Here is a 22,043-nt window from a genome sequence, read left to right on the forward strand (position 1 = left end):
GACGAAGCGGCTATCGGCCAGCGGGCATCTTCGTGCCGAGCAGCACCAGACGCTCACCGGTGATCCCGAACCAGTGCGGCACGCCTGCAGGGACGAGCAACACGTCACCCGGTGCCAAGGTGCGTTTCGTCCCTCCGCTGATCTCCGTCCCCTCGATCAGTCCCTCGCTGCGCTTCTCGGGCGCGACCAATGTTCCACCGGACAGCAACTCGCCATGCCCCTCGAGCACGATCGCATATTCGGCCTCGGCCGGGTGGACCGCCGGACGACCGGGCTTCTTCCAGATTTCGATCGCAGCCACCCGGGCACCGTCGCGCACCAATGGCCGCCACATGAAGCCCTGCCCCGGCTTCATTTCGGAAAGCATCGCCGCGATCTGCGCCCTGACCTCGGTCGCGCTGGCGAAGTCGGTCTGCGCCATGGCCGCGCCTAGCGGCAACAACCCGCCGAGCACCAACGCCGCGGCAATCTTGCGAACGGATACGCGCATCATGACCTCCCCTGATATTATCAGGCAGGTGTCGCATCCGCAGGCGAGCATCGCAAGCTAAGCATCGGAAATCGCGCGATCAGCGTTCGGTCGACAGACACCGCTGGCCGACCAAGTCGCACCGCCGCACGTCACGCGTGACGGAAAGCGATGCGACCTGCTGTCCGCCCGGTCGGTCGACCGGGTGTCGTCAGCTCTAGCGGCAACCGCTTGCCAAGTCATGTCACTAAGATCGTCAATCCGTTGGAATATCGACGTCGGGCATGACCGCTACGAATACGCGTGTCAGCGAACGACCTGTGCATCGCGCAGCGAGGCGGCTTCAACCATCTGGATCACGCCATCCAGCTGCGCCGCGGCGACGGCCAGCCCCTGGTCGTCCAACAGCCGCAGCGCCTCCCGCAGCAACGCGGAGGCCGAGTCGAGCGGCGCCTGCTCCGGATCGTTCGACATCAATCTACTCCATATCGAATATGATTTTCGTACAGGCGTTTAGCTGAAGCCGAGATGACGAGAAGCCGATATTCGCGACACCTGTCATCCCATTTCGGATCGGCTTCGAGCGTCGACGCCATGCCCGAAGCGCATGAGTTAAACCTGCGTTAACCCATTCTATTGTCCGAGCCCCGCCGCAATTCCTCGGCCCAGGAGGATCGAATCCGGCGGCGGACACTTTATCGCGGCAGGGCGACGATGAACGAGAGGCCAATTCGATGATCGCGGCGGACGTTTTCACCAAACTCGATATCGAGCTCAAGCCGGATCCGTCGCGGACCGTTCTTCGCCCCTTCAGCTTCGGCTATCCCGAGGCATTCGATCGCCAGCCCACCCGCGCGCAGGATGTCGGGCGGCGTGTGATGGCGCTCGATGCCGAGACGCGCGACCGGATGCTGGACCTGCTCCAGGCGGCGATGCGACAGCGGCACCGTAACGTCGACAGCGTCTTCCTGCGCCGCTTCGACGCGGTGAAGAACGATCTGGGCGACCTGACCGTGACCGAGGAGCGCGATCGCCTGTTGATCGGCGCCTATTTCAGCCAGGAATATGCCTTCGAGTCCGCGGCGCTCTTCAACCCCAGCATCGTCACCCTGCCCGACCAAAGCCCGGACGACGACGACATCCGCTTCCTTCTGTCGCTACGCGGCGTTGGCGAAGGGCACATCTCCTCGGTCACCTTCCGCACCGGCACGTGGGACGGCGGCACCGGCCTGGTCGTCGACCCTGCCAGTCCGCAGGGCGTCCCGCCGAGAGTGGAGAGCAACGACGCAGGGTGGGTTCGCATGTGCGCGGAGGATAGCCGGGACATTTCCGAAACGGTGATCTTCCCCATCCTGCCCAGCCAGCGCCAGGGGGTGGAGGATCTCCGGCTCGTCCGCTTCACCGATCATGACGGGGTGGAAAGCGTTATCGGCACCTATACGGCGTTCGACGGCAACGTCGCCCGTTCCGAATTGCTGCGCGGGATCAACCAGCAGAGTTTCGAGATGCGCGCGCTCGATGGTGCATTCGCGAGATACAAGGGCATGGCCCTGTTTCCCCGACGGATCGGCGGGCGCTTCGCGATGCTCGGGCGGCTGGACAACGTCAATCTCTGGCTGCTCTATTCGGACGATCTCCATATCTGGGAAGAGGGGATGCGGATCATGGGGCCGCAATATCCCTGGGAGTTCGTCCAGATCGGCAATTGCGGATCGCCGATCGAGATCGACGAGGGCTGGCTGGTCTTCACCCACGGTGTCGGCATGATCCGCGGCTATTGCGTCGGCGCCTGCCTGCTCGACAAGGACAATCCCACCCAGGTGCTTGCCCGGACCCACTCGCCGCTGCTCTTCCCCTCGGCGGAGCAGCGCGGCGGCTATGTGCCCAACGTCACCTATAGCTGCGGCGCGCTGCTCCATAAGCGCAGCATCCTGCTGCCCTATGCGATCGGGGACCAGTATACCGCCTTCGCGACAGCGAAGGTCGACGATCTGCTCTCGGTAATGGAGACGGTCGGGTCAGGGTGAACAGGCCTGTCCCGACCCTCAGCGCGCCTTCGCTTCCAGCCGCATGTCCTCCAGCGCGACGCCGTTCGTCTCGGGCATGACCCGCAGCGTCCAGATGAGCTGCGCGATCATCATCGCACCGAAGAATGCGAACACCCATCCACCGACCGCCCCGGCGACGACCGGGAACAGCCAGGTGATCGCCGCCGCCGCCACCCAGTGGGTGGTCGAACCGAGTGCCTGGCCCTTGCCGCGCACCGCGCTGGGGAAGACTTCGGAAATGAAGACCCAGATCACCGCACCCTGGCTGATCGCGAAGGCCGCGATGAAGGCGAGCAGCCCGACTAGGATCAGCGTGCCATCCGGCGCGCCGCGTTCGAGCTGCCACCCGACCAGCAGCAGCGCGGCGGCGCATACCACCGACCCGATGATCAGCAGCGGCCGACGACCGAAGCGGTCGATGAAGAACAGCGCGGAGACGGTGAAGACGAGGTTGGTGCCGCCGACCGCGATGGACTGGAGCAGCGCGCTGTCGGCCCCCGCTCCGGCCAGCTCGAAGATACGCGGGGCGTAATAGAGCAACGCGTTGATGCCGGAAAATTGGTTGAACAGCGCGATGGCGATCGCACAGGCGACGGGAAAACGGTGCGCCGACTGGAAGAGGCGGGCATCGCCCTGCCCGGCATCACGCCGTTCGGCTGCCTCGATCCGCGACAGTTCGACGGCGGGATCGCGAAAGCCCAGCCGCGTCATCACTCGCGCTGCCGCCTCCCGGTCGCCATGGATCGCCAGCCATCGTGGGCTTTCGGGCAGGACGAAGGTCACGGCCAGGAACAGGGCGGAGGGCACCGCGACGATACCGAACATCCAGCGCCAGGCATGCGCGGGTGGAAGCGCCTGGGCGATCAGGTAATTGCTGAGAAACGCGATCAGAATGCCGAGCACGATGTTGAGCTGGTTCATCGCGACCAGCCGCCCCCGGAAACGCGCGGGCGACACTTCGGCGATGTAGATCGGCGTGACGACCGAGGCCGCGCCGATCGCCAACCCACCGAGGAAGCGGAAGGCGATCAGGATCGGCCAGCTTTGTGCGAGCGCGGTGCCCAGCGACGAGACGACATAGGCGATCGCGACCGACAGCATGATCGCCTTGCGCCCATGGCGATCGGCGGGCGCGCCGGTGACGAGCGAGCCGATGACCGTGCCGATCAGCGCCGACGCCACGGTGAAGCCGAGCGATGCGTCGGTCAGCGCGAACCGCGCCTGCAGAGCCTGGGTCGCGCCGGAGATCACCGCCGTGTCGAAGCCGAATAACAGGCCACCCAGCGCTGCCCCGGCCGCGCTGAGCACGATGGCCACGGTCGCGCGTGCGTCATCCGGATTTTGCAAACCGCCGGTCGCCGTGCCGCTCAACATCGTTATTCCCCTTCCCACAGCTGCGTCGTCGGGCGGACCATGACCGCCCGACGCAGGCGGCGAAAGTCCTATCGTGCCGTCGATCCGCCCTGATTGGAGACGACGAGCAGGAAGCGTCGCGAAAGCCAGCGCCGCACGGGTTCGTCATAGAGCTTCAGGCTGGCATAGGCGATCAGCACCGCGACGATCACCAGCGCGACGCCGACCGGCGCGCCCAGCCGCGCCGGGACCTTATTGTCGACCACCCAGGCGGTGTAGAGATAGATCAGCGGATAATGGGTGATGTAGAGCGGAAAGGACAGGTCGCCGAAGAAGCGCGCGATCCGGACGCTAACGCCATCGACCGACTTCTCGCCCGCTCCGATCGCCACGATCAACGGGAAGAGCAGCATGACGCACAGCGCATCGTACAGTCCGTTGCTCCAGTGGTGCGGCGTATCGCCCATTCGCGGTAGCGCCAGCGCCACGATCAGCAACAGGCTGCACAGCGCGAATCTGTGCCTTACCGGCAACCGCTTGCCCGATCGCATCAGCATCATGCCCGCCAGGAAGGGAAAGCAAAGCCGCGCCAGCCCGATATGGATCCCCGACGCATCGAGCGCCCACCCGCCGATCAGGTCGCGTCGGTCTCCCAGAAGTGCGACCTCGAGCAGCAGCGCCCCCGCCAGCACCAGCAGGACACCGAGCACGCGGACCGACAACCGGCGAAGCACCAGCGCATAGGCGATATTGGCGATATATTCGTAGAACAGCGACCAGGCCGGACCGTTGAGCGGATGGATCTCATCCCACCCCCGGATGTCGAACGCCTTGGGCAGCGGCAGGAGCGTGCAGCCGAGCAGCATGACAAACAGCATCTGCCAAACCGGCGTGCCTGCGATCTTGGGGAACAACCCGCCCGCCTGGAAATAGAACAGCGCCGCGCCGAAGACGCTGCCCAGCACGACCATCGGCTGCAACCGGATCAGCCGACGCTTGTAGAATTCCCATCGCCCCATCCGCCCCCAGCGATCGTCATAGGCGTAGGCGATGACGAAGCCCGAGAGCAGGAAGAAGAAGTCGACCGCCAGATATCCGTGATTGATGATCTGTCGTGTCGGATCGGCATCCGAATAGGCCTCGAACACATGGAAGATCACGACCATCAGCGCGGCTATCCCGCGCAGCCCGTCGAGGATCACATAATGCGGCTTCCCCGGCGCGATCGCCGTGGTCGATGTCGCCTTCGCCATTGCCGCCACGCCGTTCTCCCAAAATCTGCCGAGCCAGCGCCAGCATTCGTATCCCTCGTCCTTCGCATGACGGGATTGTCATCGGCAAGAACCTATGCCCGCCCCGGCCCACTAGCCCAGCGTGATCGATGCGTGGATCGGCAACAGCGCGGCGCCCAGTGCGGAGCCCGCGCCGCCGAGCTGCGACACCTCGATCGCGAACCGACCGGTTTCACTCTCCACGCTATGATCGCCCCAGATGATCGCCCGGCGATTGAGCCGCTCGGCCAGACCGTTCATGATCGTGGCGGGCAGCGGGCTCATCAACCGGATCGCGCCGGGATCGAACCAGGCCAGCGACGAATTGACGGTGGACAGCAACTGATCCGCCGCCCGCTCCAGCCAGCCGTCGATCACCGCCTCGTACCCGGTGATCGCGGCGTCGAAATCGGCGAGCGACTGGACACCGCACCCCGCCGCCTGAAGCGTCGCGATCAGGTCGAGCGTCGTCGGGCGCGGTCGATCGCCGGGGTAGAACATTCCGATCTCACCCGCGCCGCCGGACTCGCCGCGCATCATCCGGCCTTCATGGATGATGCCGGCGCCGACGCCGTGGCCGAGCAGGATGACCACGGCGGTGGTGCATCGCCGGATGAGGCCGCCGAGATAATATTCCGCCAGCGCGGCGGCGGTCGCGTCGTTCTCGATCCAGATCGGCTGTTGCAGAGTATCGGCGAAAATGTCGCGCAGGGGCGCGTCCTTCCACCCCGGCAGGTTGCGCACGATCTGCCAGCGATTGCCGTCGCGCGACAGGGCGGGCCCCGGTGCGCTGAACCCGACGCCATAGAAGCGCGCGCCCAGCAGCCGGTGTTCGAGCGCGAGGTCGTGGATACGGCGATCGACATGGCGTGCGAAGCCGACGGGATCGCTCGGCGCGATCGCCTCCGAGGTGAGCGCGATGACCCCACCCGCATAGTCGACGATCGCGATTTGCAGGACTCCCGCATAGAGCGCGAGCCCGACGGCATAGCCACCCGCTGGCGAGATGCGCAGCGGCACCGTCGGCCGCCCGCGCGCGACCGGGGTGTCGGACGGCAGTTCCTCGATCAACCCCTGCCCGATCAGCCCCTTGGAGATGCGCGTGATCGCACTGTTGTTGATCTGCAGCGTGGCCGCCAGCGCGGACCGGGACTGCGCGCCAGCGGTCCGCAACTGCCAGAGCAGTCGCTTTTCCTCGTCCAGCAGGGAGATGGCGGCCTGTCGCATCGACCCTTTCGATAACAATCCAGCGCACCGTCGGGAATAATTTTCTCCAAAATAAATAATTTCGTCACATGGCCCGGGCATCGGCACCCGCAATATGATCGACCAAGGGGGATAAGCCGATGAACAAGAACCACTTCTCCATGGGTTGTGCCATGATCGCGCTGTGCGCCTGGGCCCTGCCCGCCGCCGCGCAGACCGCCAGCTCGACCGCGACCGACACCACGACCCAGGTCGCCACCCAGACCGCGACCGACCCCGCGCAGGCAGATGACGGCGCACATGACGATATCATCGTCACCGGCTCGGCGCGTGCGCAACGCCGCTTCGACGTTTCCTACGCGGTCAACTCGCTGTCACAGGCCGACGTGCAGAAGATCGCGCCGAAGAGCTTCGCCGACCTTCTCGGCACCGTCCCCGGCATTCAGGTCGAGGCGACGGGCGGCGAGGTTCAGAACATCACCCGCGTGCGCGGCATTCCGACCGATCGCGGCTATCTGATCTTCCAGCAGGACGGTTTGCCGCTCTATCACGAGATCGACGGCGTCTTCTTCAACTCCGGCGAAGGCATGAACCGCTACGACCTGATGACCGAGCGGGTCGAGATCGTGCGTGGCGGTCCGGCGCCGATCTACGCCAGCAGCGCGGCGGCGATCGCCAACAACATCACCGTCTCGGGCGGCCCGACCGCGCGTGGCAAGGCGCAACTGACGCTGGGCGACACCGGCCTCTACCGGCTCGATGCGATGCAGTCGGGCCCGATCAGCGACGACACCTATTACGCGATCGGTGGCTTCCTGCGCCAGCATGACGGCTATCGCTATGGCGGTTTCCCCAGCGACAAGGGCGGACAGATCCGCGCCAATGTCAAGCATGACCTGAGCAACGGCTTCATCAAGGTCTCGGGCGAATATGTCGACGACCATAACGTCTTCTACCTGCCGATCCCGACCAACGATCCGCGCAATCCGACGGTCTCGCTCAACCCCTATATCGACTATTTCACCGGCACGCTGAACTCGCCGTCGCTGCGCAACGTCAACATCAAGTATCGCGACGGCGCGGGCGCGTTGCAGAGCATGAACCGCGATCTGTCCAATGGTCGCCACATGCGCTTCTTCAACGCGGCGCTGGATTACGAGGCGGACTTCGATGGCTGGCGCGTGTCCGCGAAGCTGGGCGGGACCAAGGGCAAGGCCAGCTTCGACGCCTTCTACTCGACGACCAACCCCGCCGACGCCAACAGCTTCGCCGCGGGCTATCTGACCGCCGCGCGCAACGCCTTCGGGCCCAATGTCGCGCGCCTCGGCTATGCGTTCGCGGGCACCAACGGCGCGTCGGCCTATGATCCCTCGACCGCGTCGGGCCTGGTCATGTCGGGCCAGTACCGCGCCTCCGAGTCCGAATTCTACTCGGTGCAGGGCGACCTCAGCGTCACGCGCAAGTTCATGACCGGCCTGGGCGACCATGACGTGCGCGTCGGCGTGTATAGCAGTTTCTATGGCAATACGCTGCTCCAGGCCTATCAGGACATGCTGATCGAGGTGCGCAGCCAGCCGCGCACGCTCGACCTCGTCGCCTATTCGGCGACCGGCCAGGTGCTCGGCTCGGTGACCCAGAACGGCGTGCTGCGCTACACCACCACGCTCAACCAGGGCGCGGCGGATGCGCAGATGATCGCCTTCTACGCCAACGATACCTGGGACATCACGCGCGGGTTGCGCGTCGATGCGGGCATCCGGACCGAGCGCTACAGCTACAAGGGCTTTGCCTTGCCCACGACGCAGGTCAATCTGGGCGATGCCACGACCCTGGCCGACGATACCACCCGTGCCTTCACCGGACAGGTGCTCGACCAGCGACTGAAGCCCAACGCCACCAACTGGACGGTCGGCGTCAACTACGACCTGACCAGCCACTTCGGTGCCTATGGCCGCATCTCGAACCTTGAAGTGCCGCCGCAGATGGGCGTGGTGAGCAGCATCGCCCCGGCGATCGTCAAGACGAAGGCCCGGCAATACGAAGTCGGACTGAAGGCCAGCTTCGGTCCCAACTATCTCTACGCGACCGGCTTCTACACCAAGTTCAATCCCTTCAACGCCTCCTTCGCGGCGTTCAATCCGGTGACCGGCCGCAACGACCAGACGCTGCCCTTCATCGGCGAGGCATCGGTCAAGGGCGTCGAGGTCGACGGTCGCGTCGCCCCGGTGCGCTGGTTCTCGCTCGACGGTTCGGTGACCTGGCAGAACCCCGAATATGCCAATCTGCAGAATACCTCGGGCGCGGACCCGAGCGCGGTGAACGGCAACCAGATCATCCGCGAGGCCAAGTTCTTCGGCAACCTCCGCCCCAGCGTCGACTTCGATCTGGGCGAACAGCGATTGTCTGTCTTCGGACGCTTCGAATGGGTCGGCCGCCGCTATGTCGACCTGTTCAACCGTACCGCGATGCCGGGCTATCAGACGGTCGGCGGTGGCGCGTCGCTCGACTGGGGGGCCTGGCGGGTCCAGGTCGTCGGCGACAACCTGTTCAACGCGCATGGCCTGACCGAGGGCAATACGCGGACCGACCAGTTTGCGGGCCAGGGTTCGTCGACGGCGATCTACGGCCGTCCGCTGTTCGGTCGCAACTTCCGCCTCATCGTCAGCCGTAGCTGGTGATGCGGGCGATGGCCTCCGCCGCTGCGCTGGCGCTGACCGTGCTTGGCACGCCGGTGCTGGCGGAGGACGTGTCGGACGGGGTGACGGCGGCGCTGTCCGCCCGCCTCTTCCCGATGCTCGACGCCGTCGGCCACACTCCGGCGGCGATCGAGCGGATCGCGGGGACGCCCGAAATGTCAAATGTCCTCGCCGCCCGGCGGGCGCGGCGGGCCGCGTGCGGTGCCGACCTTGTCTGCCGGGCGCAGGCGATGCTCTGGGCGCCGCAAGAGGCGGCGGTGCTTCGCCGTGCGCTGGGGGATGAGACGCGTCTGCCCACCCCAGATGACGGCGCCACCGCACAGGCCGAGCGCGAGATCGCCGGGATCAATATGATCGTCCGCACCTATGCGCTGGGGGCGCCGCCGACCACCGCCATCGACGGACCCGGCACGCTGTCCCCGCAGGATCAGCAATCCCGCCTGCAAGCAGCGGACTGGCTGTCGGCCACGCCCCGCGCAGGATCGGTGCAGCCACTGGACCCCAGCATTGACTATGCGCTCGCGCTGCTCGACGTCAGCGACCGGACCGACGCGATCGGCCATGAACCGCTGACCGGCGGCACCAACGCGGCGCCGACGGCGCGAGCCAGGTCGCTCGACTGGCGCCGCTATCGCTATGGCGCGATGATCGTCACCGGCGTCGGCCCGGAGATCGCGGGCGAGCCGCTCAGCCCGTTCGGCAAGTATCATATCCGCTTGGCGGCGCAGCGTTTCGCCAGAGGGGATGTCGCCTTCATCCTTCTCAGCGGCGGCCGCGCGCATCCGCGTGCGACGCCGTTCACCGAAGCGGACGAGATGCGCAAGGCGCTGATCGAACGATACGGCATCCCGGCGGACGCCATCATCAGCGAGCCCTATGCCCGCCACACCACGACCAATCTGCGGAACGCCGCCCGGATGCTCGCGCGTCTCGGCATGCCCGCCGACATCGAGACGCTGATCATCTGCAACCCGATGCAGAGCGCCTATATCGAAAGCGCGACGTTCGCCGAGCGCAACATGACCGAGCTTGGCTACCAGCCCGGCCGGATCGTCCGCCGGGTCTCGCCCACCGAACTGGTCTTCCGACCGTCCCGCGCATCCGACCGAGTCGATCCGCGCGACCCTCTCGATCCCTGAAAGGACCGTCCTTGCGCCGTCTCCTCCTCGCCGCCGCCCTCGCCTGTTCGTCCACCGTCGCCCAGGCCTGGGGCGGGACGGCGCATGCGGTGATCGACCGCGCGGCGATCCAGGCGATTCCCGATAGCGGCCCCGTCTTCCTGCGCCGCCATGTCGACTATGTCGCCGCGTCGGCCGCACTGCCCGACACGTGGCGCGGCGATGCGGAGGGGTTCTCGAAGATCGAGGAGGATCCCAATCACGGCTGGTTTCGCGAGCAGTTCACGTTCCTGCGCCCGATTCCCCGGTCACGATATGAATTCATCCTGTCGCTCTACAAGCATTACGAGGCGATCAAGGACAGCGACCCCGCGACCGCCGCGCGGACCAATGTCCGCTGGACCGGCACGCTGCCCTATGCCGCGATGGAGGCCTATGAGCGATTGATCGTCTGCATGCGCGCCTATCGCGCGGCGCAGGCGCGCGGGTCCGACACCGGTGTTCACGAACAGAATTGCGCGTTCCAGGCGATCCGGCTCGGCCACTATATCGGCGACGGATCGCAACCGCTTCACGACTCGGTCAATTCCGATGGCTGGCGCGGGTCCAACCCCAATGACTATACGCGTGATCGCAGCATCCATGGCCGGTTCGAGAGCGGGTTCGTCGACGCGATCGGTCTGAAGGTGGCGGACATCCTCCCCCGGATCGGCGCGCCGGGTCACCGGACCGGTGACATGTTCGATGCCGTGCTCGCCTTTCTCGACCAGTCCGGCGACCGGATGGAGCGGGTGTATCAACTGGAAAAGCGCGACGGCTTCCGCGATCCCGCCGACAAGGACGTTCGCGCGCTCGTTTATGAGCGAACGGCGGCCGGGGCGACGATGCTGCGCGACATGCTGTGCCGGGCCTGGGACGAAAGCGCCACGCCGCCGCGCCCGGTCTCGCCTTCGCCGCTGGATTTCTCCAACCCGCGCTTCAATCCGGAAACCGGTTCGGCGGCGCCCTGACGCCGTAGCAGCGCGGTCAGCAGCCGGGCATGGCGGTCATGGTCGAGCGTGAAGCGACGCAACAGCGTCATGGCCAGGATCGCGCCGACGAACGGCACGCCCAGGCCCAGCCCGATCATGGCCAGCCGCACCCCGGCGCTCTGCACGCCGCCGGGAACATAGCCCGACGCGTTCAGTACCCAGCCGATCGTCGCGGCCGACGCCGCGCCGCTGGCCTTCACGAAAACCAGATAGAAGGCGAACAATCCCGTCTCGAAGCGTCGACCGTGACGCCACTCGACGACATCGACCGCGTCCGCCAGGAGGCCCCAGGGCAACATGAAGACGCTGGCGAACCCGAAGCCGGTCAGCGCGGCCGCCGCCACCTGCCCGACCGGCCAGGCCAGACTGGCGAGGAATGCGAGCAGCCCCAAGCCGCTGACCGCGTGCCCCGCACCAAGCAGCACCGCCTTGCTGAACCTGTGTGACAGCGCGGTCCAGCTCAGCACACCCAGAAACTGCCCGACGGTCAGCGCGCCGAGCAGCAGGGTCACGCCACCCGTACCGGGTACGACATAGCTCCCCAGATAGATCAGCATCCGCCCGAAACACGGCATCGCGAAGCCGGTGATCAGCGCCAGCGCGCCCATGCCCAGAACCATAGGATCGCGCAACGGCACGCGGATACGGTCGCCCCGAAGCGACGCAGCACCATCGCCGCCGGATTGCCGCCCCGATGCCCAGACACAGAGCAGCATCGACAACGCGAAGGCGAGGCCGACCGCCAGACCGGTGATCGCCAGCGCGTCGACATGGTGCGCCCGCCCGGCGCCCTGCACCATCGGGGTCAGTCCGACCGCGATGACCAGCGCGCTGGCGGTGCTGAACAGCAGGCGATAGCCCGACACGCGCCCGCGCGCACGGCTGTCCCGGCTGACCTGCGCCATCAACGCGTTGTGCGGCACGTCGACCACCGCATAGGCGCTGCGAAAGACGAGGATCGCCGCCGCCACTAGCCAGGGACGATGCACGCCCAACGCAGGCATGGCGTAGATGGCAGCGAAGGCGGCGGCACACGGCAAGGCGGCCATGGCGATGATCCAGCGATAGCCCCGCCCCGTCGCCCGACAGTGCAGCACGAACCGCGCCGCGACGAGGTCGAACACCAGATCGCCAAGCGCCGCGAACATCAGCAATCCGGCCGCCCTTGCACCGCTCAGGCCCAGCACATCGGTCAGGAGATACAGGATGGTCAGATCGGCTCCGCCGAACACCAGCGCCTTGCCGAAATTGCCCGAGGAATAGGCGACCATACGGCCTTCCGCCGCGAACGACAGGCGCGGTGGCGATGCGGGGGTGGAATGGGGGCGTCGCTTGGCCATCGTCACGACCGGCCTTATGACGGTTTCATGTCGTTCTCGCGACACAGTCGCCGATAGGGCCGATCGACATTCAACTATGCCTGTCCTTCCCTCGCCCCTCGTAGAGGGGAGAGGGTTGCGCAGTCTTGGTCTTTGGGTAGCAAAGGCTTGGCCGGAGCCGGGTGAGGTGCGAAGCGCTCGAAGATCGCGCGAGCCGAGGGCTCGCTCAACCCCTCACCCAAGCTGCGCTAGCCAGCACGCTTGCAAGCTTCGCTAACCCTCTCCCCCTGTCCATGGGAGAGGGGAGAACAAGCTGAATGTCGATCCGCCCTAGCGGAAGGCGACAAACGGCACGGTGGCGCGATGACATCCGTGTCATGCCCGGTAAACGGGGAAACGATCGGCAGCACGACCGGTTGAGCTGGCAGAGCAACCAGGTACAGGTGCCCCGATGCGCGTGATCGCGATTGAAGAACATATCCTGCCCGCCTTTGTCCGCGATGCCTGGGCGGCGGCGCCACCGCCGCACGATCCCGTCTCGGCAATCGCAGACGGCGGCGAGAATGGTCGTCGCCTCGCCGATCTGGGCGATGGCCGGATCGCGCTGATGGACGAACAGGGCGTGGACGTGCAGGTCCTGTCGCTCACCACGCCCGGGCTGCACAATCTGGCCCCCGCCGAGGCGAGCGAGACCGCCCGGCGGGTCAACGACCAGATCGCCGACGCCTGTGCGCGCCGTCCCGATCGATTCCAGGGCTTCGCGGCATTGCCGACATCGGACCCCGATGCAGCCCCCCGGGAGCTGGAGCGTGCGGTGAAGGAACTCGGGCTGAAAGGTGCGCTGCTATGCGGGCGGACGCGCGATCGGCATCTGGACCATCCCGCGCTACGCCCCATGCTGGTCAAAGCGGCGGAACTGAGCGTGCCGCTCTTCATCCATCCGCAGACCCCGTCCCCGGCGGTCCGCGAGGCGAGCTATGACGGCATCGGCGACAATGCCGACCTGGCGCTCGCCGCCTTCGGGCTAGGCTGGCATTATGAGGCGGGACTCGAATGGGTCCGTCTTGCCGCTGCGGGCGTATTCGACGCCTTGCCGGACCTGCAGATCATCCTCGGCCATTGGGGCGAGGTGGTCCTCTTCTATCTGGAGCGTACATCCGCCGTGCTCGGCCGCGCGCTATCGCTCGACCACACGCTTGCCGATTATGCGCGCCGCAATCTCTACGTGACCGGCAGCGGCATGTGGAGCGAAGAATATCTCAGGCGCTGCCTGGCCATCGTCGGCCCCGAACGGCTGCTATTCTCGACCGACTTTCCCTATCAGTACCGCGAAGGGGGCGAGCCGCGCCGCTTTCTCGATACCGCGCCCCTGGACGAAGATGCTCGTCTCGGCTTCGCGCATCGCAATTGGGAACGCCTGAGCCGCGCGCCGCATCAGAGCGGATAGCGCCGAAACAGCGACAATTGGTGTATTGCGTTGCTCAGTCACGGTGATAGCTTCCCCTGAGGGGGAACAGGATCATGCTCGAACTGAACGGCGTCAGCCACGTCTACGCCAATGGCACGCGCGCATTGGATGACGTGTCGCTTTCCATCCCGACGGGCATGTTCGGGCTGCTGGGCCCCAACGGCGCGGGAAAGTCGACGCTCATGCGGACGATCGCGACGCTCCAGACGCCGACCGCCGGTTCGATCCGCTTCGACGATATCGATGTGATCGCCCAGCCCGAGCGGCTTCGCGAGACTTTGGGCTATCTGCCGCAGGACTTCGGTGTGTATCCGCGCGTGTCGGCCTATGACATGCTCGACCATATGGCGGTGCTCAAGGGCGTCAGATCGGCGGCCGATCGCCGCGCCACCGTCGAGACGCTGCTCGCCCAGACCAATCTCTGGGCCCATCGCAAAAAGGCGATTGCGGGCTTTTCGGGTGGCATGCGCCAGCGGTTCGGCATCGCCCAGGCGCTGATCGGCCGGCCGCGCCTGATCATCGTCGACGAGCCGACCGCCGGCCTGGACCCCGAGGAGCGCAATCGCTTCCTCAACCTGCTGGCCGAGATCGGCGAGAATGTGGTCGTCATCCTGTCGACCCATATCGTCGAGGATGTCGCCGACCTCTGCCCACGCATGGCCGTGCTGGCCGGGGGGCGCATCCTTCTGGAGGGGGCGCCGCTCGACCTGATCGCGCGGACGCGCGGCCAGGTTTGGGCCAGGACCATCGCTCGCGACGAACTCGACCGGGCGCGCGAGACGCATGAGGTGATATCCACTCGGCTCTTCGCGGGCCGCACGATCATCCATATTCTGTCAGAGGACGATCCGGGCGAAGGCTTCCGCCCAGCCGAGGGAGGGCTGGAGGACGTCTATTTCTCGACCCTGGCCCGCTCGCGCCGCGCCACCGCCCCCGTCGCGGCCTGACCCCGATGTTCGGCGCGATCGCCCGCTTCGAGCTGCGCTACCAGTTGCGCAATCCCGTCTTCTGGGTCGTCTCGATCCTGTTCTTCCTGCTCGCCTTCGGATCGATGACGATCGATCAGATCCAGTTGGGCAGCGGCGGCAACGTCCACAAGAACGCGGCGACGGCGCTCGCCCGCACCCATATCATCCTGTCGATCTTCTTCATGTTCGTGACGACCGCCTTCGTATCGAACGTCGTCGTTCGCGATGACGAGAGCGGTTTCGGCGGCATGGTCCGGTCGACGCGCGTGACCAAGGGCGCCTATCTGCTCGCCCGCTTCCTGGGTGCCTTCACGGCGGCGGCCATCGCCTTTCTCGCGATACCGCTGGCGATCTGGCTCGGCTCGCTGATGCCATGGGTCGATCCGGAGACGCTGGGCCCCAACCGTATCGGCGACTATCTCTACGCCTATGCGCTGCTCGCGCTGCCCAACCTGTTCCTGACCGCGTGCATCTTCTTCGCGGTGGCGACGATGACGCGGTCGATGACCTACAGCTATCTGGCGGTCGTCGTCTTTCTCGTCCTCTATTTCGCGCTGATGAGCCTCGGCGCCAGCAAACCCGAATGGCGCGAGGCGATCGCGCATGTCGAGCCGTTCGGGGTCGCCGCCTTTGGCTGGGCGACCCGCTACTGGACCGCCGCCGAAGCCAATGCGGGAATGCCGCCCTTCACCGGCCTGCTCGCATTCAACCGCGCCATCTGCATGGCCATCGGTTGTGCGGCGCTGGCCCTCGCCTATTCCCGCTACTCGTTCAGCGAGCGCGGCGCATCGAAGCGTCGCCTCCGTCGCGAGCGTCGCCGGGCCGACAGGCTCGCCGCGCACGAGCCGTGGATCGTCGCAACGCTGCCCGCCGCCGCACCCGCCGAGGCCCGCTGGGCGCAGCTCGTGGCGCGCACCCGCTTCGAAATGGCGCTGATCTTCCGAAGCCCGGGCTTCCCGATCATGGTCGCGATCGGCTTGGTCAATGCGATCTCTCGGCTGGCCTTTGGCGGCGAGCGCTATGGTACGCCCACCTACCCGCTGACCTTCTCGATCATCGACCAGTTGACCGGCGCCTTCGCGATCATGCCGATCATCATCGCCATCTACTATGCGGGCGAGCTGGTATGGCGCGACCGCGAGCGGGGCATGAACGAGATCGTCGACGCCACCGCGCTGCCCAACTGGGCCTATCTCGTGCCCAAGACGCTGGCGGTCGCGGGCGTGCTCGTGTCCGCGATGCTGTTGTCGATGCTCGCGGCGATGGCGGTGCAGCTTTCACGGGGCGTCACCGATCTGGCACTCGGCGAATATCTCGCCTGGTATGTCGCGCCGCTCAGCATCGATTTCGTGCTGATCGCCATCCTCGCCGTATTCGTCCAGGCGCTCAGCCCCAACAAATATATCGGCTGGGCGGTGATGGTCGTCTATTTCGTCGCGACCAGCGTCTTCACGACGATCGGATGGGAGCATCCGCTCTACCTCTACGGGTCGACCGGCACGGCCAGCTTTTCCGACATGAACGGCGATGCGGTCGGCGCCGCGCGCGGCTGGTGGCTGCGGCTCTACTGGGCGGGCTGGGCGCTGTTGCTGGCGCTGGCTGCGCATCTGCTGTGGCGGCGCGGCACCGACGTGAAGCTGGCGCATAGACTCCGCCTCGTGCCACGGCGGTTGAAGGGCGTACCCGGCATCGTCCTGATTGCGGCCCTCGTCGTGATCGTCGCCAGCGGCATCCACGACTACCGACAGATGGACGTCCTCAACATCTATCGCAGCACGCCCGACCAAGAAGCGCGCATCGCCGCCTATGAACGCAAATATCTCCGCTATGCCGCACTGCGACAGCCGACGTTGACCGCGATCCGCCTGAACGTCGCGCTCCACCCGTCCGCCCTACGGATGACGACGGAGGGACGCTATGCCTATGTCAACGACACCGGCGCGCCGCTTCGCGACCTGCATATCCGCTTGCAGGACGATCATACGCGACTGATCGACCTCAGCGTACCCGGCGCGCGCCCCGTGATGGTCGATGACGACTTCCAATATCGTATCTACCGGTTCGACCGGCCATTGGCCCCCGGCGCGACCGGCACGATCGATTTCCGCACCGCGCGCGCCGTGCGCGGCTTTTCCGCCAATGACGATGACACCCGGCTCGTCGCCAATGGCAGCTTCCTCAACAATCGCGAGATCGCGCCGGTCATCGGCATGGACCGCACCGGCCTGCTCCAGGACCGCGCCAAGCGTCGCAAACAGGGGCTGCCCGCAGAGCTTCGCCCCGCCAAACTGGAGGATCTCTCCGCCCAGTGGCGCAATTACGTCCACGCCGATTGGGTACGCTCGGACATCACCCTGTCGACCGACGCGGATCAGGTGCCCCTCGCTCCCGGGCGGAAGGTCGCCGACCGGGTGGCCGATGGGCGCCGTACCGCGCGCTTCGTCTCGGACGCGCCGATCCTCGCCTTCTTCTCGATCCAGTCGGCCCGCTATGCGGAAAAGGCGCGGATGGCCGATGGCGTCCGCCTGTCGGTCCATTACCATCCCGAGCATCCCTATAATGTCGACCGAATGCTGAACGCGATGCAGGCGGCGCTCGGCTATTACCGCGCCAATTTCGGTCCCTATCAGTTCGACTATGCGCGCATCGTCGAATTTCCCGGCTATGCCCGCTTCGCTCAGGCCTTCGCCGGCACCATCCCCTATTCGGAGCGGATCGGCTTCATCGCCGACGCGCGTTCGGCCGACCGGGTCGATTATGTGACCTATGTCACCGCCCATGAACTGGGCCACCAATATTGGGCGCACCAGCTGATCAGCGCGGACATGCAAGGCGGCACGTTGCTCGTCGAGACGATGGCGCAATATTCGGCGCTGATGGTGATGAAGCAGCTCTACGGCCCCGACAAAATCCGGCGCTTCCTCAAATATGAGCTGGACGATTATCTGCGCGGCCGTCGATCGGACGCTGTCGAGGAACTGCCGTTGGAGCGCGTCGAAAATCAGGCCTATATCCACTATAACAAGGGCGCACTGGCGCTCTACCTGTTGCAGGATCGGCTCGGCGAGCAGCGGGTGAACGGGATGCTGGCGAAACTGCTCCAACGCTACCGCTTCAAGGGGCGCCCCTATCCGCGCTCGACCGATCTCGTCGCGGGCTTCATGTCGCTGGCCCGCACGCCGGAGGAGCGCCAACTGGTCGGCGACCTTTTCGAACGGATCACGCTCTGGGATCTGAAGGCCAGCTCGGCCAGGTCGCGCCGCCTGCCCGACGGGCGCTGGGAAACGGAGATCGTCGTCGACGCGGCGAAATATGTCGCCGATGGCCAGGGCAAGGAAACCAGGGTGACGCTGACCGGCAGCTTCGACATCGGCGCCTTCGCCGCGCGCCCCGGCTTCGGACGGTTCTCACACGACGATGTCCTGGCGATGGAACGGCAGCCGATACGCGATGGCACCCAGACCCTGCGCCTCATCACGTCACGAAAGCCGGGCTTTGTTGGCGTCGACCCCTACAACAAATATATCGACCGAAACGGCGACGATAACGTGGTCGCCACATCGTGAAAGGCCAGCGGCTCGGCACGTCCGATTGACCATCCCCCGATCCGGCAGCCCGGATCGGGGGACACCCGCACGACACCAGGCCCTAGCGCGTGCCGTCGATGCTCGGCCAATCCGAATAGCCGACCGAGCCACCGCCATACCAATATTGCTTGGGCGCCTCGGCCAGCGGCGCGCCGGTCCGCAACCGATCGACCAGATCGGGATTGGCGATGAACGGCCGCCCCATGCTGAACAGGTCGGCATCGCCCGCCGCCAGCACCTGTTCGGCAAGCTCCAGCGTATACTGGTTGTTGGCGATATAGGCGCCGCCGAAGCGCCTGCGGAGCGCCGCGAAATCGACTCCATCCGGCGCGTCGCGGGTCTGCTGCGTCACGCCCTCGATATCGTGGACGTAGAGCAGGCCGCGCTTCGACAGCTCGTCGACATAGGTGCCGAACGTCTCCATCACCTGGCTGTCGAGCGGCGTTTCGCCCGGCTGCGTGGTGGCGGGGGAAAGCCGGACGCCGACCCGGTTCGCGCCCCAGACCCCGACAACCGCGTCGATCACTTCGAGCGGGAAGCGAAGCCGGTTCTCGATCGATCCGCCATAGCGGTCGGTCCGCTGATTGGTGCTGTCGCGCACGAATTGCTCGAGCAGATAGTTGTTCGCCGAATGCACCTCGACGCCGTCGAACCCGGCCGCCTTGGCGTTGGTGGCGGCGCGGCGATAATCCTCGACGATCGCGGCGACCTCTTCCGTCTCCAGCGCACGCGGCGTGACATGGTCCTTCATGCCGGCCTTGGTGAAGGCCTGCCCGACCGGCTTGATCGCAGACGGCGCGACGGGCGGTTCGCCGCCCTGCAGATCCGGGTGCGAGATGCGTCCGGTATGCCAGAGCTGGAGGAAGATGAGCCCGCCCTCGTCATGAACCGCCTGGACGATCGGCGCCCAGGCCGCAACCTGCGCATCGTTCCAGATGCCGGGCGTGAAGGCATAGCCGATGGCCTGCGGCGAGATATTCGTCGCCTCGCTGATGATCAGTCCGGCGTTCGCGCGCTGCGCATAATAGTCGGCGGCGAAGGCGGGCGGAATGCCGTCATCGTCCGAGCGGCTGCGCGTCAGTGGGGCCATGACGATCCGGTTCTTCAAGGCCAGATCCCCGAGCTGGGTCGGCTGCAATACCGGGGAAGCGGAGTGGTCGGGCATGGTGGACAGGTCCAGATTGTGGTGACAGACGCGGGCCTGAACGGCCGAGCCGCGTCATCGCTCCGCAACGCGACGTCGATTTGGGACGTTGACCCGCCATGTCCATCGATCCCGAACAAACCGCCACGATCGTCGTCAGCCGCGCGATCCGTGCGGGATACGAGGATGATTTCGACCGCTGGGTGAAGACACTGGCCGACCTCGCCCGCAGTGCTCCGGGCTATCGCTGTGCGATCCGGCTTGGCCAGACGGCGGGATTCCAGCATCTTCTCTTCCGATTCGAAGATCGGGACGCCGCCGATCGCTGGCAGGCCGATCCCCGCATCGTCGCGCACAACCGGATCGCCGACGGCTTTTCGACGACGCTCGCCCAGACGAGGACCGGCGACAACGCGGCCTTCGAACTGCCCAGCGATGCGACAGCGAGCAAGTGGAAGCGGTTCGTGACCACCTGGCTGACCGTCTTCCCACTACTGCTCGTGATCAGCGTTCTGGTCCGCAGCGTCCTGCGCGATGCGCCGATACCCCTCCAGCTCCTGCCCTCGTCGGTGCTGCTGACCGCGATGCTGCAATGGGTCGTGCTGCCGCGCCTGCAACGCTACACGCGCTTCTGGGTATTGCAGGGCGAATCCGGGAAGCTTCAGACCTGAATCGCGCTACAGCCCCGCGCGATCGATCATCAGCGCGATCTCACTGGGCAAGGCCTCCGCCTCCGACTTGGGCAGAAGGCGGTTGAGCGCGGTCTGCACGCGCTTGCGACCAACCTGATAGGCTTTGTGACGTATCGCGCGCATGGCATTGGTGCGCCAGGACGGACTTTCCCCCAACAGCGCCTCCCACCGGGCTTCCTCGGCTTCGAGGATCGACAGCGCCAGACGCAGCCCGTCCCGCCGTCCGCGCGCATATTCCTCGGATGCGTCCGACTTCGTCATCCTCTTGGCCGTCGCGCCAAGGTCATTGCAGCCGCATGAAGACGGAGATGGCATTGCGGACGCTGTCGGTGAACCGGTCGTAGATTTTTCGCGACAGCGCGGCGATGACCGGCTGGCGATTACGTCCGCCACGCGCGAACACCGCGATCGCGACGCGGCGGCCATCGGGCAAGGTGATGAACCCGACATCGTTGGTGATGCCGTCGAGCGTCCCCGTCTTGTCCTCGACCAATGTGCCCGCGGGCAGCAGCGCGCGGATGCGCTGCGTACCCGTCCGGCACTGGCTCATCAGGCCGAGCAGATAGGCACGGCTCTGCGCCGTCAGGACGCCGCCCGTATCGATGGTCCGCAACAGTTCCACCATCGCGCGCGGCGTCGCGACGTCCTTGTAGTCCGCCAGATGGCCGCGTTCGCGGAGAAGCTGGGCGATGTTACGGTCCACCCGAATCCCGCTGATATTCTGCGCGGTCAGCCAGCGCTGGATCTTCGACGGTCCGCCCAGCGTCGCGAAGAGCTGGTCGGCGGCGAGATTGTCGCTCCGGACGATCATCGCCTCCATCGCCTTGGCGGCCGGTCGGCCGTTGATCATGTCGGCCAGACTGCGCCGCCCCTGATCGACCTCGGTCAGATAGGCGGCCGCAATCGCCAGCTTCACGGTGCTCGCCATCGGGAAAGGCGTCTCGCCATTGACCGAGGCCATCGCACCGTCGCGCAGGTCGATCGCCGCGACGCCGTACTCGCCCGATTGCCCGGCCACCAGCGCATGCAATTCGCGTTGCAGCTCGATCAGCTCGACCGAAGGCGACGCGGCCATGGCGGGCATGGAACAGCTTGCTGCGATACCCGTAAGCACAAGACGGGAAAGCAGGGATATACGCATCAACCTACCTCGAACGCGGAACTCTGTGATCGTGCCACGCTACCCTGAAAATCCGCGCGCGTCGCCTGTAATATGATGGTTTCGGGGCACGTGTCGTCGAGAGACGGCGCCTCTGGCCGGATGCCTGCCAAGCCGCTACGGCGACGTGAGAATCCGGTGGAGATGGGCGATGGATGACGAATTCGCGGAGGCGGTCGCGGGCGCCATGGCCGCACATGGGTTTATCCTCGAAAATCTCTACGCGTTGCTGCTGGTCGGCGATGCGGATCCCGTCGGCGCCTGCCGGGCCACGGCGCAGACGATGCTGCGCGACTTCGGCAACCTGCGGGCCACCGGCGTCCAGGCGATGAGCGCCGACGAGGTCGGACGGATACGCCAGCACGCGCTCGATCGGCTGACCCGCTTCTGGGCGGGGGTCGAGCAGCGGCTGGAGATTGGCGCTGAACCTTCCGCGACCTGACCGCGCCGAACGGAGCGGATTTCGCGAGCGAATGTCCGAACGGGGGGCATTCCGGCGGCACCGAAACGACTT

At 66.0% G+C, this 22,043-nt stretch carries 17 protein-coding genes and 1 pseudogene; 9 read left to right on the plus strand and 9 right to left on the minus strand.

Annotated features, from left to right (window positions below):
• Window positions 1-10 precede the first annotated feature (10 nt).
• Complete coding sequence (locus tag LRP66_RS01600) at window positions 11-490, minus strand: cupin domain-containing protein (RefSeq protein WP_230480744.1); 480 nt, start codon at window positions 488-490, stop codon at window positions 11-13.
• Between the two features lie 285 nt (window positions 491-775).
• On the minus strand, window positions 776-943 hold the full coding sequence (locus LRP66_RS01605; protein WP_230480745.1) for a hypothetical protein: 168 nt from the start codon (window positions 941-943) through the stop codon (window positions 776-778).
• 260 nt (window positions 944-1,203) lie between these two features.
• On the opposite strand from LRP66_RS01605, the gene LRP66_RS01610 reads away from it, so the two are divergent.
• On the plus strand, window positions 1,204-2,496 hold the full coding sequence (locus LRP66_RS01610) for a glycoside hydrolase family 130 protein (protein WP_230480746.1): 1,293 nt from the start codon (window positions 1,204-1,206) through the stop codon (window positions 2,494-2,496).
• An 18-nt stretch (window positions 2,497-2,514) separates the two neighbouring features.
• On the opposite strand, the gene LRP66_RS01615 is transcribed toward LRP66_RS01610, so the two are convergent.
• The 3 genes from LRP66_RS01615 to LRP66_RS01625 form a co-directional block, all read right to left on the minus strand.
• Complete coding sequence (locus LRP66_RS01615; RefSeq protein WP_230480747.1) at window positions 2,515-3,891, minus strand: sugar porter family MFS transporter; 1,377 nt, start codon at window positions 3,889-3,891, stop codon at window positions 2,515-2,517.
• A gap of 68 nt (window positions 3,892-3,959) precedes the next feature.
• Window positions 3,960-5,123, minus strand: coding sequence for an acyltransferase family protein (locus LRP66_RS01620; RefSeq protein WP_230480748.1), 1,164 nt, complete (start codon window positions 5,121-5,123; stop codon window positions 3,960-3,962).
• 111 nt (window positions 5,124-5,234) lie between these two features.
• Entirely contained in the window at window positions 5,235-6,368 is a 1,134-nt protein-coding gene (locus tag LRP66_RS01625) for an ROK family transcriptional regulator (RefSeq protein ID WP_230480749.1), read from the minus strand.
• A gap of 119 nt (window positions 6,369-6,487) precedes the next feature.
• Here LRP66_RS01625 and LRP66_RS01630 point away from each other — a divergent pair, with 119 nt between their 5' ends.
• The 3 genes from LRP66_RS01630 to LRP66_RS01640 are packed head-to-tail and all read left to right on the plus strand — an operon-like array spanning window position 6,488 to window position 11,171.
• Window positions 6,488-9,025: a TonB-dependent receptor gene (locus LRP66_RS01630; protein WP_230480750.1), complete on the plus strand. Its 2,538-nt coding sequence runs from the start codon at window positions 6,488-6,490 to the stop codon at window positions 9,023-9,025.
• A gap of 8 nt (window positions 9,026-9,033) precedes the next feature.
• On the plus strand, window positions 9,034-10,182 hold the full coding sequence (locus LRP66_RS01635) for a YdcF family protein (protein ID WP_329959226.1): 1,149 nt from the start codon (window positions 9,034-9,036) through the stop codon (window positions 10,180-10,182).
• An 11-nt stretch (window positions 10,183-10,193) separates the two neighbouring features.
• Window positions 10,194-11,171: a nuclease gene (locus LRP66_RS01640; RefSeq protein ID WP_230480751.1), complete on the plus strand. Its 978-nt coding sequence runs from the start codon at window positions 10,194-10,196 to the stop codon at window positions 11,169-11,171.
• 53 nt (window positions 11,172-11,224) lie between these two features.
• On the opposite strand, the pseudogene LRP66_RS01645 reads toward LRP66_RS01640, so the two are convergent.
• Window positions 11,225-12,532: pseudogene (locus LRP66_RS01645) on the minus strand (MFS transporter); the annotation flags it as partial.
• A gap of 430 nt (window positions 12,533-12,962) precedes the next feature.
• Here LRP66_RS01645 and LRP66_RS01650 point away from each other — a divergent pair.
• The 3 genes from LRP66_RS01650 (at window position 12,963) to LRP66_RS01660 (ending at window position 18,513) form a co-directional block, all read left to right on the plus strand.
• On the plus strand, window positions 12,963-13,958 hold the full coding sequence (locus LRP66_RS01650) for an amidohydrolase family protein (protein WP_230480752.1): 996 nt from the start codon (window positions 12,963-12,965) through the stop codon (window positions 13,956-13,958).
• A gap of 74 nt (window positions 13,959-14,032) precedes the next feature.
• The gene (locus LRP66_RS01655) at window positions 14,033-14,926 is read left to right on the plus strand and encodes an ABC transporter ATP-binding protein (protein ID WP_230480753.1); all 894 of its coding nucleotides are present in this window, start codon (window positions 14,033-14,035) and stop codon (window positions 14,924-14,926) included.
• Window positions 14,927-14,931: 5 nt separating this feature from the next.
• Complete coding sequence (locus LRP66_RS01660) at window positions 14,932-18,513, plus strand: ABC transporter permease/M1 family aminopeptidase (RefSeq protein ID WP_230480754.1); 3,582 nt, start codon at window positions 14,932-14,934, stop codon at window positions 18,511-18,513.
• An 82-nt stretch (window positions 18,514-18,595) separates the two neighbouring features.
• Here the strand turns inward: LRP66_RS01660 and LRP66_RS01665 are convergent, their stop codons facing one another.
• Entirely contained in the window at window positions 18,596-19,699 is a 1,104-nt protein-coding gene (locus LRP66_RS01665; RefSeq protein WP_230480755.1) for an alkene reductase, read from the minus strand.
• Window positions 19,700-19,797: 98 nt separating this feature from the next.
• On the opposite strand from LRP66_RS01665, the gene LRP66_RS01670 reads away from it, so the two are divergent.
• Entirely contained in the window at window positions 19,798-20,349 is a 552-nt protein-coding gene (locus tag LRP66_RS01670) for a hypothetical protein (protein ID WP_230480756.1), read from the plus strand.
• A 6-nt stretch (window positions 20,350-20,355) separates the two neighbouring features.
• On the opposite strand, the gene LRP66_RS01675 is transcribed toward LRP66_RS01670, so the two are convergent.
• Together LRP66_RS01675 and LRP66_RS01680 are read right to left on the minus strand one after the other, a co-directional pair.
• Complete coding sequence (locus tag LRP66_RS01675; protein WP_230480757.1) at window positions 20,356-20,631, minus strand: hypothetical protein; 276 nt, start codon at window positions 20,629-20,631, stop codon at window positions 20,356-20,358.
• Between the two features lie 22 nt (window positions 20,632-20,653).
• Entirely contained in the window at window positions 20,654-21,454 is an 801-nt protein-coding gene (locus tag LRP66_RS01680; protein WP_230480758.1) for a serine hydrolase, read from the minus strand.
• Window positions 21,455-21,680: 226 nt separating this feature from the next.
• Between LRP66_RS01680 and LRP66_RS01685 the strand changes: the two genes are divergently transcribed.
• On the plus strand, window positions 21,681-21,971 hold the full coding sequence (locus LRP66_RS01685) for a hypothetical protein (RefSeq protein ID WP_230480759.1): 291 nt from the start codon (window positions 21,681-21,683) through the stop codon (window positions 21,969-21,971).
• Window positions 21,972-22,043 lie beyond the last annotated feature (72 nt).

Source organism: Sphingomonas sp. Leaf21 (assembly GCF_916858675.1).
Classification (GTDB): Bacteria; Pseudomonadota; Alphaproteobacteria; order Sphingomonadales; family Sphingomonadaceae; genus Sphingomonas.

Coding starts and splice junctions, on each gene's coding strand:
- LRP66_RS01665 (WP_230480755.1), bottom strand. CDS start 19,699: ATGCCCGACCACTCCGCTTCCCCGGTATTGCAGCCGACCCAGCTCGGG.
- LRP66_RS01605 (WP_230480745.1), bottom strand. CDS start 943: ATGTCGAACGATCCGGAGCAGGCGCCGCTCGACTCGGCCTCCGCGTTG.
- LRP66_RS01600 (WP_230480744.1), bottom strand. CDS start 490: ATGCGCGTATCCGTTCGCAAGATTGCCGCGGCGTTGGTGCTCGGCGGG.
- LRP66_RS01650 (WP_230480752.1), top strand. CDS start 12,963: ATGCGCGTGATCGCGATTGAAGAACATATCCTGCCCGCCTTTGTCCGC.
- LRP66_RS01635 (WP_329959226.1), top strand. CDS start 9,034: ATGGCCTCCGCCGCTGCGCTGGCGCTGACCGTGCTTGGCACGCCGGTG.
- LRP66_RS01655 (WP_230480753.1), top strand. CDS start 14,033: ATGCTCGAACTGAACGGCGTCAGCCACGTCTACGCCAATGGCACGCGC.
- LRP66_RS01625 (WP_230480749.1), bottom strand. CDS start 6,368: ATGCGACAGGCCGCCATCTCCCTGCTGGACGAGGAAAAGCGACTGCTC.
- LRP66_RS01660 (WP_230480754.1), top strand. CDS start 14,932: ATGTTCGGCGCGATCGCCCGCTTCGAGCTGCGCTACCAGTTGCGCAAT.
- LRP66_RS01610 (WP_230480746.1), top strand. CDS start 1,204: ATGATCGCGGCGGACGTTTTCACCAAACTCGATATCGAGCTCAAGCCG.
- LRP66_RS01615 (WP_230480747.1), bottom strand. CDS start 3,891: ATGTTGAGCGGCACGGCGACCGGCGGTTTGCAAAATCCGGATGACGCA.
- LRP66_RS01675 (WP_230480757.1), bottom strand. CDS start 20,631: ATGACGAAGTCGGACGCATCCGAGGAATATGCGCGCGGACGGCGGGAC.
- LRP66_RS01670 (WP_230480756.1), top strand. CDS start 19,798: ATGTCCATCGATCCCGAACAAACCGCCACGATCGTCGTCAGCCGCGCG.
- LRP66_RS01680 (WP_230480758.1), bottom strand. CDS start 21,454: ATGCCCGCCATGGCCGCGTCGCCTTCGGTCGAGCTGATCGAGCTGCAA.
- LRP66_RS01685 (WP_230480759.1), top strand. CDS start 21,681: ATGGATGACGAATTCGCGGAGGCGGTCGCGGGCGCCATGGCCGCACAT.
- LRP66_RS01620 (WP_230480748.1), bottom strand. CDS start 5,123: ATGGCGAAGGCGACATCGACCACGGCGATCGCGCCGGGGAAGCCGCAT.
- LRP66_RS01630 (WP_230480750.1), top strand. CDS start 6,488: ATGAACAAGAACCACTTCTCCATGGGTTGTGCCATGATCGCGCTGTGC.